Below are 14,519 nucleotides of genomic sequence, written 5' to 3'. Positions count from 1 at the left end.
GCCGCGGGCTTGTCTTACTGCGTCTTGCTGCCCTGCGGGACCGGCGCGGTCTGCTCCATGAGGTGGTCGACGACGTCGGTGAGCCGGCCGTCACGGGCCGCCCGGCGCTGCCTGGTCGCCCCGTTGCCGTGTTCTGTCAGCCGGCCCAGCCAGTCGGTGACGCGGCCCAGGTCACCGTGTTCCTCCAGGCCCGGCCGAGCCGTCTCCAGCAGACGCCGGGCAAGGTCGGCCGCCAGCACGGGACGGCCGGTGCGCACGTCGATGCCCGATCCGGCCAGGCCGTCCCGGGCGGCCCGCCAGTAGGCCAGGCGCATGAGCTCCGGCCGCAGTTCGGGACCGGGATCGCCCCCCTCGACTGCGGGCAGCAGGCTCACCACCAGGGCCCGTACCAGGGCGGCCAGCGCGGCCGACTCCTCGGCGGTGATCGGCACGTCGGTCGCCCGGACCTCCAGGGTCGGCAGGCGCGCCGAGGGCCGTACGTCCCAGAAGATCGTGCCGTCGTCCACCAGGGCCTCGGCCTCCAGCAGCGTGGCGACGAGCTCGTCGTAGTGCGCGGCGGAGTTGAAGTAGGGCGGGGGGCCGGCCACCGGCCAGCGATTCCACATCAGGGTGCGCCAGCTGTCGTATCCGGTGTCGAGCTCGCGCCAGAACGGAGAGTTGGCCGCCAACGCGATCAGCGTCGGCAGGTGGGGCCGCAGGTGGTTGCTCATCAGCACCGCCTGTTCCCGATCCGGCAGTTCCACATGGACGTGCAGGGCGCACAGGTCGAGTTCGTGGTGCAGGCCGCGGAAGGTCGCGTTGCCCCGGTCCTGGCGGGGGCCCTCGGTGATCGGGGACGGGATCGGCGTGTCGAGCACGGGGGTGCCGCTGGCGATGATGCCCAGCCCGGCCTCCGCCGCCTTGGCCGCCAAGGTGGCGCGGTTCTCCAAGAGCTGGCCGGTCAGTTCGGCGGTCGTGGTGCAGGGCGTGGTGCGGCTCTCAACCTGGATCTTGGTGATCTCTCCGCCGACCCGGTCGCCGAGCTCTTGTCGGGCATGGTCCAGTATCGTCCGGGAGCTTGCCGCGGTGGCCCGCGTCCGGCGGTCGATGACGAGGAATTCCTCCTCCACACCGAACCGGCGGGCCCGGTCGTCCGCGTTCATGCGCCTCAGCTTAGGAGGGCGGGGCGCCGCGGCGTGCTCTTTCGGTCCGAAACGGCGTGGTCGCCAGACGGTCGACCAGTGCGGCCAGCAGGGCGGCGCGTTCGGGCATCCGCCGTACGTCGACGTACTCGTCCCGGGCATGTGCGCCGCCGCCGACGCCGCCCAGCCCGTCAAGGGTGGGCACGCCGAGAGCCCCGGTGAAGTTGGCGTCCGAGGCGCCGGATGCGTGCGTGCCGTCGGGCGGTTCCAGGCCGAGTTCCTTGGCCTCCTCGCGGGCCATTTCCAGCAGCCCCCGGGCCATGTCCGCCACCAGCGGATAACGGTTCACCCCACCCTCAAAGCTCAGGCCGGCGTCCGGAAGACGGGGCTCCAACCGGCGGATCATGCGATCCACCCGATCGAGCTCCGCACCCGTCCACGACCGCACGTCGATGGCCAGGACGGCCTTCTCGGGGACCGTGTTGGACGTGGTGCCACTGCTGAGCGCCGTGGGTGTGACGCTGGTGCCGCGCGCGGGGGCGGCCAGGTTCTGGACGGCGAGGATCTGATGGGCGACCTCGACGGTGGCGTTGACTCCCGCGTGCGGCTCGACTCCGGCGTGGGAGGCTCTGCCGTGGACGGTGAGCCGGTAGGCCGACCCTCCCTTGCGCGCCACCTTCAGCTCCCCGGACGGTGTGCTCGGCTCGCAGACCAGCACGGCCCTCGACCGCCGGGCCTCGGCCTCCACCAGAGAACGCGAGGTCACCGAGCCGCTCTCCTCGTCGCCGGTCAGCAGGACCCCGATATGCGAGGTGTCCTCCTGCAGCGCGAGGGCCGCGAACATCTGCACGATGCCCGACTTCATGTCGCAGACGCCCGGTCCGGTGGCGATCGCGCCGTCGACGGTGAACGGCCACCGCGCGAGGGTGCCGGCCGGCCAAACGGTGTCGAAATGGCCGAGTAGCAGCACACGCTGGTCGGGCACCTGCCACAGCAGGTGCGGCACACCGTCCCGGACGATCCGCCGGGGCTCTCGGTGCAGTACGGCACCGCCCCAGCCGGCCAGCAGGTCGGCGCACACGGCCAGGTGCGGCGCCGACCCGGCCGGCGACTCGCAGGACACCAGTTCGCCCAGCCGGTCGAGCATCTCCGCAGCCCTGTCTTCGGCCGCCCAGCGCAACACCCTCGGTCGCGTCATCCGGCAATTCCCCGATTTCGCATCGAAATGTGGTGTCCGCCCGATTCTTTGGCCGACTTCGTTCAGTATCGACGCGGGTCGTTCACGGGTCTTCTCAGAAACTGCCGAGCGGATTTCGTGCGCTCCGGGATGCGGTGACCAGAATCCGCGGCGGGCTGTTCACGCAAACCACCGCTCCCTCGGGAGGCGGGCCGGTCCGGGACGCTTCCCGAGGAGAGGGTCGGCGGCGGGAACTCTCAGACGCCCAGCTCCCCGGCGGCCAGGATGGTGCCCTCCAGCCGGGCCGCGATCTTGGCGAAGGCGATGTCGCGGGAGGTGGAGGTGTCGTCGGCGAAGGGTGCGAAGCCGCAGTCGTCGCAGGTCCCCAGCCGGTCGGCGGGCAGGTGCCGGGCCGCCGCCAGGACCCGATCGCGCACCTGGACGGGAGTTTCCACCTTCGGATCGATCGGGTCGGTCACACCGATGAAGATGCGGGCGTCACGGGGCAGATGCTCGGCGATGACGGCCAGGACCTTGTCCGGATCAGGCTCGCCGGCCAACTGCACATAGAAGCCGCCCACCTTGAGCCGGAACAGTCTGGGCAGCAACGCCGTGTAGTCGACGTCGAGGCTGTGCGTGGAGTCCTGGTCGCCGCCCGGGCAGGTGTGCACACCGATCCGAGCCCGCTCGTCCTCGGAGAATCGCTCAAGCACCCGGTTGTTGAGCTCGATGAAGTCGTCCAGAACGGCACCGGTCGGATCCAGCTTGAGCGACAGGCGCCCTTCGGTGAAATCCAGTTGCACCGCGTGCGCGCCGGCCTCCAGGCAACGACGGATGTCGCCCTCGGCCTCGCCGGCCAGGTCGTCCAGGAACTCCTCGCGTGAGTACCCCCCGATCCCGTCGGCCGGGTAGAGCAGGCTCAGCGCCGAGGGTGCGATGACGGCCTGCTTGACCGGCACGTTCGCATGCCGCCGCGCGAACCTCAGGTAGCGGTCGGCGTGGGCGGCATAGCGGAAGGGCCCGGCCGTCAGCCGCGGCAGCCGCCGCTGGTGCCCGTCGGCGAACGGGATGACCACCCCGTCGGACGCGAGGTGCCGCAGCCCCGCGATCGGATAGGTCACGAAGCTCGGCTTGGCCTGCTCGCCATCGGTCACGACCGGCGAGCCGATCTCCTCCAGCCGGCGGATCGTGTCGGTGACGGCCTGGTCCTGGGCGGCGGCCAGATCAGCGACGCCGATCTCGCCCTTGTCATGGGCCGCCATGGCGGCCAGGAGTTCCGGGGGACGGGGAATGCTGCCGATCGGCTCACTGGGAATGTTCACCCTGTGAGCATGCATGACTCTCCGTGGGCGGACAAAGTCCACAACCGGTCCTTGACATGTGGCATCGAAGAGGTCGGCTCCCGCCGGTGCGCAGAGCCGGGCGGCGCCGAAAGGGCACGGCATAGGAAGACGCAGATCCCCGCTCAGGTCAGGCTTGTGGTGGCCGAGCGCACCGACCTGTGACGGGGGGATCGACCATGCCGAAGGGATCGATCACGACCGGCACATGCGGTGGCGCGTCACGAATTCCGGCACGCGTTGTCCATCGACCCCCGCGTGACGCTGGAGGAGATCACACGTGACCGTTCCCACCCGCGATCCCGTCGCCGGGCCTCTGGAGCCCGACGCCACCTCGGCACAGGTCATCGCCAGGGCGGAGGCCATCGCTCCCATGCTGGTCGAGCGCCAGGCCGAGACCGAGGAACGCACCTACTACCCCGAAGATGTCCACGAGGAGTTCCGCAAGGCGGGCTTTTACCGGATCCTGGTCCCCCGCCGCTACGGCGGCTACGAGCTCGGGATCGACACGTTCATGCGCGTGGTGCTGACGCTGACGAGGGCATGCCCGTCGACGGGGTGGATGTACTGCCTGGGGCAGGCGCATGCGCATGCCGTCGCCACACTTTTCGGGAAGCGGGCACAGGACGAGTTGCTCGCCACGGGGGAATTCATCTGCCCGGCCACCGTCGTGCCGAGTGGGACGGCCGAGCGCACCGACGGAGGCTGGGTGCTGAACGGCGTTTGGAGCTACTGCTCGGGAGCCCCCTACGCCACGCACTTCATGGGGCACACCCTCGTCCCTTCGCAGAAGGGGGAACCGCCCATGCCCATGCTGTTCGTCGCCCCGCGCAGCACCTGGGAGCGGCTGGACGACTGGGGAGCGTCGCTCGGCCTCAAGGGCAGCGGATCGCACAGCATCGCGATCTCCGACGGATTCGTCCCCGACCATTTCACCCTCGACGGCCATCTCAGCCGGCTCAGCGTCACCGCTGGTCCGCCCGGAGTCGAACTGCACGGCAACCCGGAATATGGCGGCGGCCCCTTCAGCGTCATGATCTTGGAGGATGCGGTTCTCGCACTGGGCATGGCGCAGGGGGCACTCGACGCTTACGAGAAGCTGATGTCGGCCAGGACCGCACCGTTCTCGGAGGGTGCCGGCCGGACCGAGGATCCCGACTACCAGCTTTGGTACGGCGAGGCGGCCGCGATGATCGCGACCGCCGAGGCGGCGTTCTTCAACGTGGTCCAGCAATGGCTGGACGCGTGCACCGAAGGTCCTGCGGCCTTCACCAAGGAACGTGAGCTGCGGATCGCCCTGATCTGCCGTGAGGTGGTCGAGCTGTGCTGGAGGGCCGTCGAGCGTCGGCTCTTTCCCACGGCAGGGTCCAGCGCGGTCCGCCATGGCGAGCGCATCGAACGCGTGTGGCGCGACCTTTCCATGCTGCACAGTCACGCGGGCGTCGCGGTCTTCCTCTCCACCATCGCGAAACGCGAGTACACCAAGGCACGGTTCGGCATCGAATAACGGAATGTCGCGGAGGCAGCCGAGATGGATGAGGCAAGCGAAACCGGCGGGCGCGGCACTGTGCACATCTCGCCGGCACGTTCGGGTGAGGAGATACCACTCTCCTCCAGTCAGGAGTTTCTCTGCCTGTTCGACCAGGGCGGCGAGGACGGACCTTTTGGCGGACGATATAACATCGTGTGCGGCTGGCGCGTCCGTGGAAACATCGCCGTCGATGTCCTGCAGCGGGCCCTGGACGCTTTGGTGATCCGTCATGAAGCGCTCAGGACCAAGGTGATCCGCGATACGGAGAACAGACATCAGCGGGTCTTCCCACCGGCTCCCCCACTGTTGCAGATTCGAGAACTTCCAGGCGTTCACCCGCGCGACCGGCAACGCCGGTCCGAGGAGCTGCTCATCGAGTTGGAGCGCGCCGCCTACAGCGTCAACGAATTGCCGCTGATTCAAGCGCGGCTGGGCCGATTCGACGATCACGATGCGGTGCTCGTTCTCATCGCGCATCACTCGGCGGTCGACGAGTGGTCCATGAAGGTGGCGATCCGCGACCTTGCCGTGCTGTACGCCACGCTGGCGGGACACGACCAGCCGGCGCCGGCCGATGTGCACCAGTACCGGGAATATGTCGCCTGGGATCGAGAACGCGCCGGATCACCGGCGATGAACGGCTCCCGGGCGTACTGGCGGAGAAAGTTGAGCGATGCCCGCCTCGTCCCCACGCACACCGACATAGCGCGATCAGCCGGTGCCCCCAAGGGAACCGCGGCATATCGTTTTGTGCTCGGCCCGGACACGACCGCCGCGGCGCTCGCCCTCGCCAGGTCGACGCGGAGCTCCGCATTCATCGTCATGCTCGGCGCTTACCTGGTGTTTCTCCGGCAAACGACCGGCGCCTCGGATATCACCGTGACCACCTTCGCGTCCGGTCGGACTCAAGAGCGGTTCCAGGGCACCGTCGGACCGTTCATCGACCAATTGCCGCTGCGTACGGACCTCACCGGATGCCGGACCCTGCTCGACGTGATCGCGCGTGCTCGCAAGACCTGCTTCGAGGCGTACTCCCACGCCATGCCGTTCGGTCAGATTCTGCAGGAAGTGCCCGAGCTGGCCGAAACCTTCGCCGGGGATCGGACCGCCGTGCTGTCCTTCCAGGTCTTTCAGTTCCCGTTCGTCATGGATCGCGAGATCATCGGCGATCTTGAATACTCCGAGATCCATAGACGCCTTTCGCAGCCGGTGACCACGGAGATACCGGACGGCGGTCTGTGGACCTTGGACATCGAGCCGTCCGGAGATATCGCCGGCAGCCTCTGGTACAACACCAATCTTTTCGAGGAGCGCACCATACGGGACATGGTGTCGAGGTTCTGCACAATGTTGGATGAGCTGCTATCGACCCCAGACGCCCCGCTGAGAAAGGAAGGGCAAAATCATGACTGACCTGATCCGCTTCACCTCCGGCGCCCACCTTGACGAGGTCGTCGAGGTCTTGGAGCGGGACGGAGCGGTCGTCGTCGAGGACTTCGCAGATCGTGCCGTACTTGACGGGTTGTGGACCGACCTCGGTCCGGCCCTGGATGCCAGCGCCTACTGTGACAGCTGGTATGACGGCCGCCGGACCCGGCGGGTATCGTCGCTTTTCAATCGCACGAGGCGGCTCACTCCCGTGGTCACGCACGACCTCTTCCTTGGCGCGGCGCGTGCCATCATGCAGAAACCCCTGCCCATGTGGATCGGCCGGTCGAGACAGGAGATGGTCCCGAATATCCAGATCAGCACCACCCAGTTGGTCCAGCTCCATTACGGCCAGGGCAGGCAACCGCTGCACCGCGACGATGCGCTCCATCTGCGCCGCCATCCCGGCCCCACCAGCCGGGTACAGCTCATGCTGGCGATGAGTGCCTTCACCGCGGAAAACGGTGGCACCATGATAATTCCGGGAAGCCATCACTGGGATGACGAGCGGGCCCCCGATGTCAGCGAGGCGATTCCCACGGTCATGCCGCCCGGATCGGGCGTCATCTGGCTCGGCGGTGTTTACCACGGCGGCGGCAAGAACACGACTCACGAGCCGCGCACCGGCCTGACGATCGCGCTGGACCTGGGGAATCTCCGGCAGGAGGAGAACCAATACCTCGCCGTCTCGAAAGAGCAGGTGCTCGCGTACCCGATGGAGGTCCGTCGCCTGCTGGGCTACGACCGCTGCCCGCCGGGCGTCGGTTGGTACGAGCAGCAGGACCCGTACGTCGTTCTCGAGGGCGGCGGCCCCGAGGGGACACCCAGCGCCGGCGACCTCGCGGACGCCATGTAGAGCACCGATCCAGGGCCAGTGGTTGAGGAGCGCTTCGCACATCGCACAGACGCGCTGTCCCGATCGCCATCGACGATCGGGACAGCGCGTCCGTGCTGATGTCAGCCGTTCAACAACCTGCCCCTCACTTCGCGGAGCTCTTCGAACGCGGACAGGTCGGGCACCGTCCAGCCGTCCAGGTCGTACTCGGCAAGGCACTCGTCCGCAAAGGCCTTGTAGTCATCGATCTGGCCGTTCGCGAGCTGCGCGGAGAGCAACTCGATCCGGGTGTTCTCGTGATTACCCGCGTAGTTGCGTTCGTACAGTTCGTGCCGCCCGCCGAACTCGGTGCCGACGGCATCCCACAGCAGCTTCATGAGCTTGATGCGCTCAACCGCGTCGGTGCCGTCCGAACCGCGGAGGAACCTGTCGAGATACGCCCGGATCTCCGGGTTCTTGAAATCCTCGGCGCTGGAGTTGATATAGATCAGGCCGCTCGCGATGTCCTGGTGGACGATCTCTTTGACTCTGGGGTAGCCGATCTGCATGAACCACCGATACGCCAGGCCGTACGCGGGATTGGGCAGCACCGCGCCGTTGTGCCAGGGCACCGGGTTGCGCGCCGCCGCATCGGAGAAGGCCCAGAAAAGGTTGCGCCAGGCCAGGACCTCCCCGATCCGGGTCTGCACGCCACGGAAGTCCTTGGTCCCGGTGATCTCCACCGCCTTCGCGAGCAGACCGGCGATGAACTCGAGCTTCACCGCCAGGCGGGTGCAACCGTGGAACGTGAAACGCTCGGGAAAGCCCGAGCGGCCGGTGAACAGCTGGACCTTGCCCAGGTGGCCGTAGATGAAGACGTTCTCCCACGGGATGAGCGCCTTGTCCAGTACGAAGATGGTGTCGTTCTCGTCCATCCGCGAAGAGAGCGGGTAGTCGAACGGGCTGCCCATCACCGCCGCCGTGGCGGTGTAGGACGGCCGGCAGATCAACTTCACCCCCGGAGCGTCCATCGGCACGGTCGCCACAAGCGCGAACTTCCGGTCCTTGATCGGCAGACCGTAGTGCGCGATGAAATTGTAGTGGGTGAGCGCGGAGCCGGTGGCGACCACCTTGGCTCCGCTCACGACAAGGCCGGCATCGGTCTCCTTCTCCACATGAACGAAGACGTCACCGACCTCGTCCGGCGAGCGATTCCGGTCGACCGGTGGATGCACGATCGCGTGGTTCCAGAACAGCACCTTCTCCTGGGATTCCTTATACCACCGCCGGGCATTCTCCTCGAATGGCTTGTAGAAATCCGCGTTCGCGCCTAACGTGCCGAGGAAGGACGCCTTGTAGTCGGGGCTGCGTCCCATCCAGCCGTAGGACATCCGGGCCCACGCGGCGATGGCCTGCTGATGTTCAACCAGATCCTCCGCCGTGTGGGGCGTGGTGAAGAACTTGTGGGTGAAGCCGTCGCTGCCCGTGTCGGTGGGCGAGGTGAGCACGTCGCGCTTCGCCGGATCGTGCAACGCATCATACAGCCGCGCCGTCATCCGTATCGGATTGTGAAATGCCGGATGGCTGGTCACATCCTTCACGCGCTCGCCATAGATATAAAGTGCTCGGTCGTCACGCAGGCTTTCGATGTACTCGGCGCCGGTCATCGGCCGTGTCTTCGGCGCTCCCGGTGTATTGGCACGTGATCTTTCATCTGGACCCGACATCGGATTCACGCCTCCTTCATAATCGCCCACGAACCGACCAGGCGCCGGTTCCCACCGGCAGACCGACCGCCAAGCACCAGCGCCCAGCGTGCCGGGTGGGCGCAGCGTCCATGTCCGCTACGCCCGGTCCCTTACTCGGCTGGTTGATCAGGGTCTGAGGATGTCGCTCGTATTGGGCGCCTGCTCTCCGGCGAGCAGCGAGCGGAAGGAGTCGGCAATCGCCTCGGGGCCTCGCCGGTCATGGACGGTGAGCCACGACGCGGAGTATTCAACGAAGCGCTTCTCTGATTCTGCGTAACGGGTGTAGTAGCTGTCGGCGCCCTCTTTGGCGATGGTCTCCATTTCAATCGCCGGCGTGAAGAACACCTGTGGCTCGGGGCCGGCCAGCCCCGGCGGTGGGAGGACGGTCGCCGTGGGGTGGGTGAAGCCCACGAGCGCGGTGTGACACAGCTCGTTCGTGAAACGCTCGCAGACCGCGGTCCGCCGAGCCGGATCACCGGTCAGGTCGACGAACACGGTCGGCCCGGCGACCGAGATCGACGAAAGCGCATCGTAGGACGCGACCGTGTCGTACAGGTCCAGCCCCTCCACGAACGCGGTGTTGCGGCCACCGGTGAGACCAACGGCCGAGAGGGGAACCTGCCGTGCGGCCAGCTCCTCGACCAGTCCGATGGCCACCTTGCTCGACGCGCTGGTGATCAGGACCGACCGGGCGCCGAGCGCGGCCTGCTGCTCGAGGAGATCGGCGAGGTTGAACGCCGCCGGGTAAACGGGGTGCAGAAGCGCCCAGCGGTCGTCCAGCGGGTCGGGGTCCCCGGCGGGCTCGTAGGTCCGATACCAGGGATGCAGGAACTCACGTTGCGCCGCGGTGTCGGCGAACCCCCTCGCCATGGGCTCCGCGGTCACCACATGATGGGTGGACATCGGCAGGTAGCCGAAGTATCTGCTCCCCGCGGCGATGTCGGGATGGCTGGACTCCTCGACCCGCGCGAAACCCCAGACCGGCACTCTTCCGTACCCACTTGGGCCGGGAAAGGCCCGCCAGAAGGCGATCACGGAGTCATCACCGAACCGCGCATAGGTGGCGTTGTTCGCGGTGAGGCCGAACCTCTCCACCGCGAGCCTGACCTCACCCTCCCCCAAGCGGTTCCGCGGTGCATCTCGGACCTCGCTCACGGTCAGGTCGTTGCGCTTGACCACCAAATCCCACTGGTCGCGGACACCCACGGTCATCTCCTTGCCTGTCGAGTATCAGACTGCACCGATCGGAGTGTTCCGATGGGCAATGATCAGCCGTTGAGGGTTATGTGAAAAGTGTTCGCCGCCATCCGCAGACCTGCACGCGCATCAGGCGGACCGGAGCTTTCACACAACCCTCATCGACCGATGATTGCTCTCGCATCATCAATCCGGCCGCTGCGCCGCGCAACTCTTATCCTGCGGCGCCGGCTGGAATTGATGTCCCGGCCATGGTTAGACTGCCTGCTCAGTGCTCTGCTCGGCGGCGGGCTGGGCCGGGCGAGTCACTTTATTCGGCGGCCTGCTCTTCGGCCCACGCAAGGACTGCACCAGAATGCGTAGCAGCATGCCGGGGCGCTGGAGCGACTCCGGACGCTCGACCTGGCCGGCGGCCCGCATGTAGGCGGCGGTGACCTTGCCGTCCCGGGTCGCGGCGATCTGCACCCGCTTGAGGAAGGCCTGAGCCATCCGGACCGTGCGAGTCCGCTCGCCCTCGACATCAGGGAAGCTCAGGTCGACGACGTTGGTCATCTCCCAATGCGGATCGAGCACGTCACGCGCCAGGTCCCGGAAGTATTCCAGCGGTTGCGGGTCCGCGCCGGTGTGCAAATGGCTGCGCAGGGTGAGCGCGGCCTTCGCGGCCATGGTCATTCCACCCGCGTAGACGGGATTGAAACACGAGACCGCGTCCCCAGTGATGAGGAGCCCACCGGGGAAACGGGGCATATCCTCGTAGCGGCGGCGAAGTGTCGTGGGGAAACGGAAGGCCACCGGCTCCGTGAGGGGCGTGGCGTCCCGAAGGGCGTCGGAATACTCGGGGATTCCCAGCGAGTCGATCCAGGCGTACAGGCCGGCCTGGTCGGTCGGCGGGTGGTCGCCGAGAATTCCGTAGGTGGTCATTTCGATCCGGCCACCGTCGGTCTTGGCGAAGATGCATCCCCGGGGGCGACCCGGGTACGCGACCACGTTGATGGAAAGGTCGCCGTGATAGGGGTCGGAGTTCAGCCGGTAATACTGGGTTACATACCCCAGTCCGATCTTCTTCCGCTCCTCGACGACCTGCGGGTATCCGAGTTCGGCCAACCACACCGGAGTGCGCGACCCCCGTCCGGTCGCGTCGACGACGACATCGCCTTCCAGGACCTTCGCGTCGCCGCCGTCGAGGTGCTGGACGCGCACCCCGCTGACCCGGCTGCGATCGGCGGAGGTCTCAAGACCGAGGATGTCCGTACGCTCGACAAAGGTCACGTTGCTCAGCGCCTGCGTCCGCTGACGGACATGAAACTCGAGCTTGGGTCTGCTCGGGCCGATGCACAGCATGTCGGCGTGCTGCTTCTCCAGCTGCTTACCCTGCATGTACCACCGCACGGTCCCACCGAGATCACCCTTCGGCACGCCGTCCGCCAGCATTTCATCGGTGATTCCGGGAAATAACTCCTCGATGGCCCGCTGGCCCCCGGTCAGCAGGCCGTTGATGTGCCGGCCTTGGGGGCAGCCTCGGCGTGGCACATCCACGTCGATCAGCACGTCCCGATCGATGATCAGCACTTCGTCATAGGCGTCGGCGAGCACTCTGGCCGCGAATAGACCAGAGAGGCTCCCGCCCAGCACCACGGCACGAGTCGGAGACTCCTGAGACATTCAGCTACCCCCTTCGTTAGGGTTCACCGCACGGATCACCGCCCCCTCGGATCAACCGTGCGTCTGGTTACAGAGGGATCGATCTGATCAGTCCCCCGTCGATGAGAATTTCCTGGCCGGTAATGTACGACGCTTTCGGAGACAGCAGGAAGAGCACGCCATCGGCGATATCGCCGGGCTGCCCGAGACGACCCAGCGCCACCTGGCTCCGGCAGGCCTGCCGCGCATCCTCGGTCGTGGCAATGCCGTCGAACATCGGTGTGACGATGTAGCCCGGGCTCACCGAGTTGACTCTGATGCTCCGCTCGGCCAAATCAGCCGCGAGAGTTTGGGCAAGGTTGCGGACGGCCGCCTTGCTCGCCGAATAGATCGACGTGAAAGCCATGCCCCGGTGCACCAGCCACGACGAGTTCAACACTATCGAGCCACCGTCCACGAGCAGCGGCAGCGATTTCTGTACGGTGAAGAACACGCCTTTGAAGTTGATGTCCACGATGTGATCCACATCGGCTTCGGTCATATCCGCGCTGCGGGCGAACGGCGCGACCCCGGCATTGGCGAACACACCGTCCAAGCTGCCGAACCGCTCCCGAGTTCGAGCCATGAGGTGATCGAGATCACCGGTACGGGCCACGTCGGCGGGAACGGCCAGGACACGGTCGTCGGCGTCAAGGTCTTCGGTCGCCACCTTGAGCCGCTCGGCGCTGCGACCGGCCAGCACCACCCGAGCCCCGGAATCCAGCAGGCGTCGCGCGGTCGCCAGACCCATACCGCTGCCGCCGCCGGTTATCAACACGACCTTTCCATCGAACTCAGTCATAATCTCAGTGTGTCCTCAGCGTCAATAGACGGCATCTTCCACAGTGCGAATTCTGGCCTCCGCGGAACCCTTTCTTCAGCGCAGTTCTACGTTGCCGCGCCGGACGGCGTCCACGAATTTCCCGTCGGCCAGCGCCTGGGCCACCAGTTCGAGATCGTCGGCCATGTATCGGTCGTGCTCCAGCGTGGGCACCAGCGATCGCACCATGTCGTAGGTCGCTTTCCCGGTAGGGCTCAGCCGGTCATACCGCTCCGACAGGTCCACCGCCTGCGCCGCGGCCAGAAACTCGACCGCGAGAATATGATTGTTGTTGGTCAGTACGCGGCGTGCGTTCCGGGCGGAGATCAGCCCCATGCTCACGACGTCCTGGTTGTCGCCGTTGGACGGAACGCTCTGGGTACTGGCCGGCCCGATCGTCCGATTCTCCGCGATCAATGCGGTCGCTGGATATTGGGCACCTGCGAACCCGCTGTTGAGTCCGGGGTCGCTCGCGGCGAGGAACTCGGGAAGGCCGTTGCTGAGATAACGGTTCAGCAGGCGATTGGTCCGGCGCTCCGAAAGCACACCCAACTGGGTGAGCGCGATGGTGACGAAGTCCATCACGAACGCGACCGGCTGGCCGTGGAAGTTCGCGCCGTGGAACACTTCCTTACCCTCGAAGAACAGCGGGTTGTCGTTGCTGGAGTTGAGTTCGATCTCGAGCGTTTCAGCAGCGTGGTACAGCGTGTCACGCACGGCGCCGACCACCTGGGGGATGGCGCGCAGCGAATAGGCCTTCTGCATATACACATCGGTGCGCGACACGCCGTTGCCGGACCGTTGCTCCTGGGCCTGGCGCCGGAGTTCGGCATGGCCCAGGGTGAGGCCGCTACTCCGCAGCAGTGCCCGCATGTTCGCGGCGGTGTCGACCTGTCCCCTGTGCGGCCGGGCGACATCGTGTCCCTCGGCCTCGAACGGGCTGGTCGACGCTTGCAGGGTCTCGAGAATCAGGGCCGTGACGATCTCGGCCTGCCGCACCTGATGGAGGGCACGGCCCACGACGAGGGCTCCGAGGCCGGTCATCCCGGACGTGCCGTTGATCAGCGAGAGCCCCTCCTTGAACCGGAGCTCCAGCGGCTCGATGCCGTGTTCACGGAGGACTGGGCCGGTCTCGGCCGGCTTACCATTCCGGAGGACGTACCCCTCGCCGATGATCGTGCTCGCGATGTGCGCCAGTGGCGCCAGATCACCGCTCGCCCCGAGCGAACCTATCTCCGGGATGGCGGGAGTGATCCCCAGGTTCAGATACAACGCCAGGCGTTCCAGCAACTCCGGTCGCACCGCGGAATATCCCTTGGCGAGGGCGTTGAGCCGCGCCGCGACAATCGCCCTCGACTCGTCCTCGGCGAACAGCGGGCCGACCCCGGCGCTGTGACTGCGGACCAGATTGGTCTGGAGTTCGACCTCCTTCGAGAGATCCACCATCATGTAGATCATCTCGCCGTAGCCGGTGGTGACCCCATAGACGGGAATGCCCTGTCGGACGGTGTCCTCGAACATTTTCCGGCTGGTCGCGGCTCTGGCCAGAGCCGACGGGAGCACGCTGCACGGCACCCGATCCTCGGCGATTCGCCTGACCCCCGCGATATCGAGGTCATCGCCGTCGAGATCCACCGTGACTTGAGTCTCTGCTAACGTCACG

Annotated in this window: 11 protein-coding genes; 3 read left to right on the top strand and 8 right to left on the bottom strand. The window is 66.5% G+C overall.

All coding sequences use genetic code 11. The annotated features are described in order from the left end of the window. Window positions 1-14 precede the first annotated feature (14 nt). The 3 genes from HKK74_RS18925 to HKK74_RS18915 all read right to left on the bottom strand — a co-directional run bounded on the left by HKK74_RS18925 (window position 15) and on the right by HKK74_RS18915 (window position 3,620). On the bottom strand, window positions 15-1,142 hold the full coding sequence (locus tag HKK74_RS18925) for a carboxylate-amine ligase (RefSeq protein WP_187244559.1): 1,128 nt from the start codon (window positions 1,140-1,142) through the stop codon (window positions 15-17). Between the two features lie 10 nt (window positions 1,143-1,152). Next, complete coding sequence (locus HKK74_RS18920; RefSeq protein WP_187244558.1) at window positions 1,153-2,319, bottom strand: M20 family metallopeptidase; 1,167 nt, start codon at window positions 2,317-2,319, stop codon at window positions 1,153-1,155. Window positions 2,320-2,555: 236 nt separating this feature from the next. Further along, window positions 2,556-3,620, bottom strand: coding sequence for a cobalamin-independent methionine synthase II family protein (locus tag HKK74_RS18915; protein WP_187244557.1), 1,065 nt, complete (start codon window positions 3,618-3,620; stop codon window positions 2,556-2,558). A gap of 298 nt (window positions 3,621-3,918) precedes the next feature. On the opposite strand from HKK74_RS18915, the gene HKK74_RS18910 reads away from it, so the two are divergent. From HKK74_RS18910 to HKK74_RS18900, 3 genes are read left to right on the top strand one after another with little or no spacing between them, the layout of a single operon-like run. Beyond that, a complete protein-coding gene (locus tag HKK74_RS18910; protein ID WP_312881604.1) occupies window positions 3,919-5,145 on the top strand; it encodes an acyl-CoA dehydrogenase family protein in 1,227 nt (408 codons plus the stop codon). Between the two features lie 24 nt (window positions 5,146-5,169). Further along, the gene (locus tag HKK74_RS18905) at window positions 5,170-6,582 is read left to right on the top strand and encodes a condensation domain-containing protein (RefSeq protein WP_187244556.1); all 1,413 of its coding nucleotides are present in this window, start codon (window positions 5,170-5,172) and stop codon (window positions 6,580-6,582) included. Beyond that, on the top strand, window positions 6,575-7,453 hold the full coding sequence (locus HKK74_RS18900; protein WP_187244555.1) for a phytanoyl-CoA dioxygenase family protein: 879 nt from the start codon (window positions 6,575-6,577) through the stop codon (window positions 7,451-7,453). The genes HKK74_RS18905 and HKK74_RS18900 overlap by 8 nt, the downstream gene beginning before the upstream one ends. 101 nt (window positions 7,454-7,554) lie before the next feature. Here the strand turns inward: HKK74_RS18900 and HKK74_RS18895 are convergent, their stop codons facing one another. The 5 genes from HKK74_RS18895 to cmdF all read right to left on the bottom strand — a co-directional run bounded on the left by HKK74_RS18895 (window position 7,555) and on the right by cmdF (window position 14,518). After that, a complete protein-coding gene (locus HKK74_RS18895; RefSeq protein ID WP_246491728.1) occupies window positions 7,555-9,078 on the bottom strand; it encodes a 4-hydroxyphenylacetate 3-hydroxylase family protein in 1,524 nt (507 codons plus the stop codon). 207 nt (window positions 9,079-9,285) lie between these two features. Next, on the bottom strand, window positions 9,286-10,371 hold the full coding sequence (locus tag HKK74_RS18890; RefSeq protein ID WP_222722446.1) for a DUF2855 family protein: 1,086 nt from the start codon (window positions 10,369-10,371) through the stop codon (window positions 9,286-9,288). A 240-nt stretch (window positions 10,372-10,611) separates the two neighbouring features. Continuing rightward, complete coding sequence (locus tag HKK74_RS18885) at window positions 10,612-12,018, bottom strand: NAD(P)/FAD-dependent oxidoreductase (protein ID WP_222722445.1); 1,407 nt, start codon at window positions 12,016-12,018, stop codon at window positions 10,612-10,614. Window positions 12,019-12,085: 67 nt separating this feature from the next. Beyond that, the gene (locus tag HKK74_RS18880) at window positions 12,086-12,838 is read right to left on the bottom strand and encodes an SDR family NAD(P)-dependent oxidoreductase (protein ID WP_187244554.1); all 753 of its coding nucleotides are present in this window, start codon (window positions 12,836-12,838) and stop codon (window positions 12,086-12,088) included. Window positions 12,839-12,913: 75 nt separating this feature from the next. Further along, window positions 12,914-14,518 (bottom strand): tyrosine 2,3-aminomutase, encoded by a 1,605-nt coding sequence (gene cmdF / locus HKK74_RS18875; protein ID WP_187244553.1) that lies wholly within the window; start codon window positions 14,516-14,518, stop codon window positions 12,914-12,916. Window position 14,519: the final 1 nt, after the last annotated feature.

This window comes from Actinomadura alba, assembly GCF_014323705.1.
GTDB classification, from domain to species: Bacteria; Actinomycetota; Actinomycetes; order Streptosporangiales; family Streptosporangiaceae; genus Actinomadura_C; species Actinomadura_C alba.
Note: the sequence above shows the minus strand (reverse complement) of the source record. Positions and strands in the feature narration are given on the sequence as shown.

Excerpts from the sequence above, each read along its gene's own strand:
- HKK74_RS18890 (WP_222722446.1), bottom strand. The coding sequence starts at position 10,371 with ATGACCGTGGGTGTCCGCGACCAGTGGGATTTGGTGGTCAAGCGCAAC.
- HKK74_RS18925 (WP_187244559.1), bottom strand. The coding sequence starts at position 1,142 with ATGAACGCGGACGACCGGGCCCGCCGGTTCGGTGTGGAGGAGGAATTC.
- HKK74_RS18885 (WP_222722445.1), bottom strand. The coding sequence starts at position 12,018 with ATGTCTCAGGAGTCTCCGACTCGTGCCGTGGTGCTGGGCGGGAGCCTC.
- HKK74_RS18895 (WP_246491728.1), bottom strand. The coding sequence starts at position 9,078 with ATGACCGGCGCCGAGTACATCGAAAGCCTGCGTGACGACCGAGCACTT.
- HKK74_RS18905 (WP_187244556.1), top strand. The coding sequence starts at position 5,170 with ATGGATGAGGCAAGCGAAACCGGCGGGCGCGGCACTGTGCACATCTCG.
- HKK74_RS18880 (WP_187244554.1), bottom strand. The coding sequence starts at position 12,838 with ATGACTGAGTTCGATGGAAAGGTCGTGTTGATAACCGGCGGCGGCAGC.
- HKK74_RS18900 (WP_187244555.1), top strand. The coding sequence starts at position 6,575 with ATGACTGACCTGATCCGCTTCACCTCCGGCGCCCACCTTGACGAGGTC.
- HKK74_RS18920 (WP_187244558.1), bottom strand. The coding sequence starts at position 2,319 with ATGACGCGACCGAGGGTGTTGCGCTGGGCGGCCGAAGACAGGGCTGCG.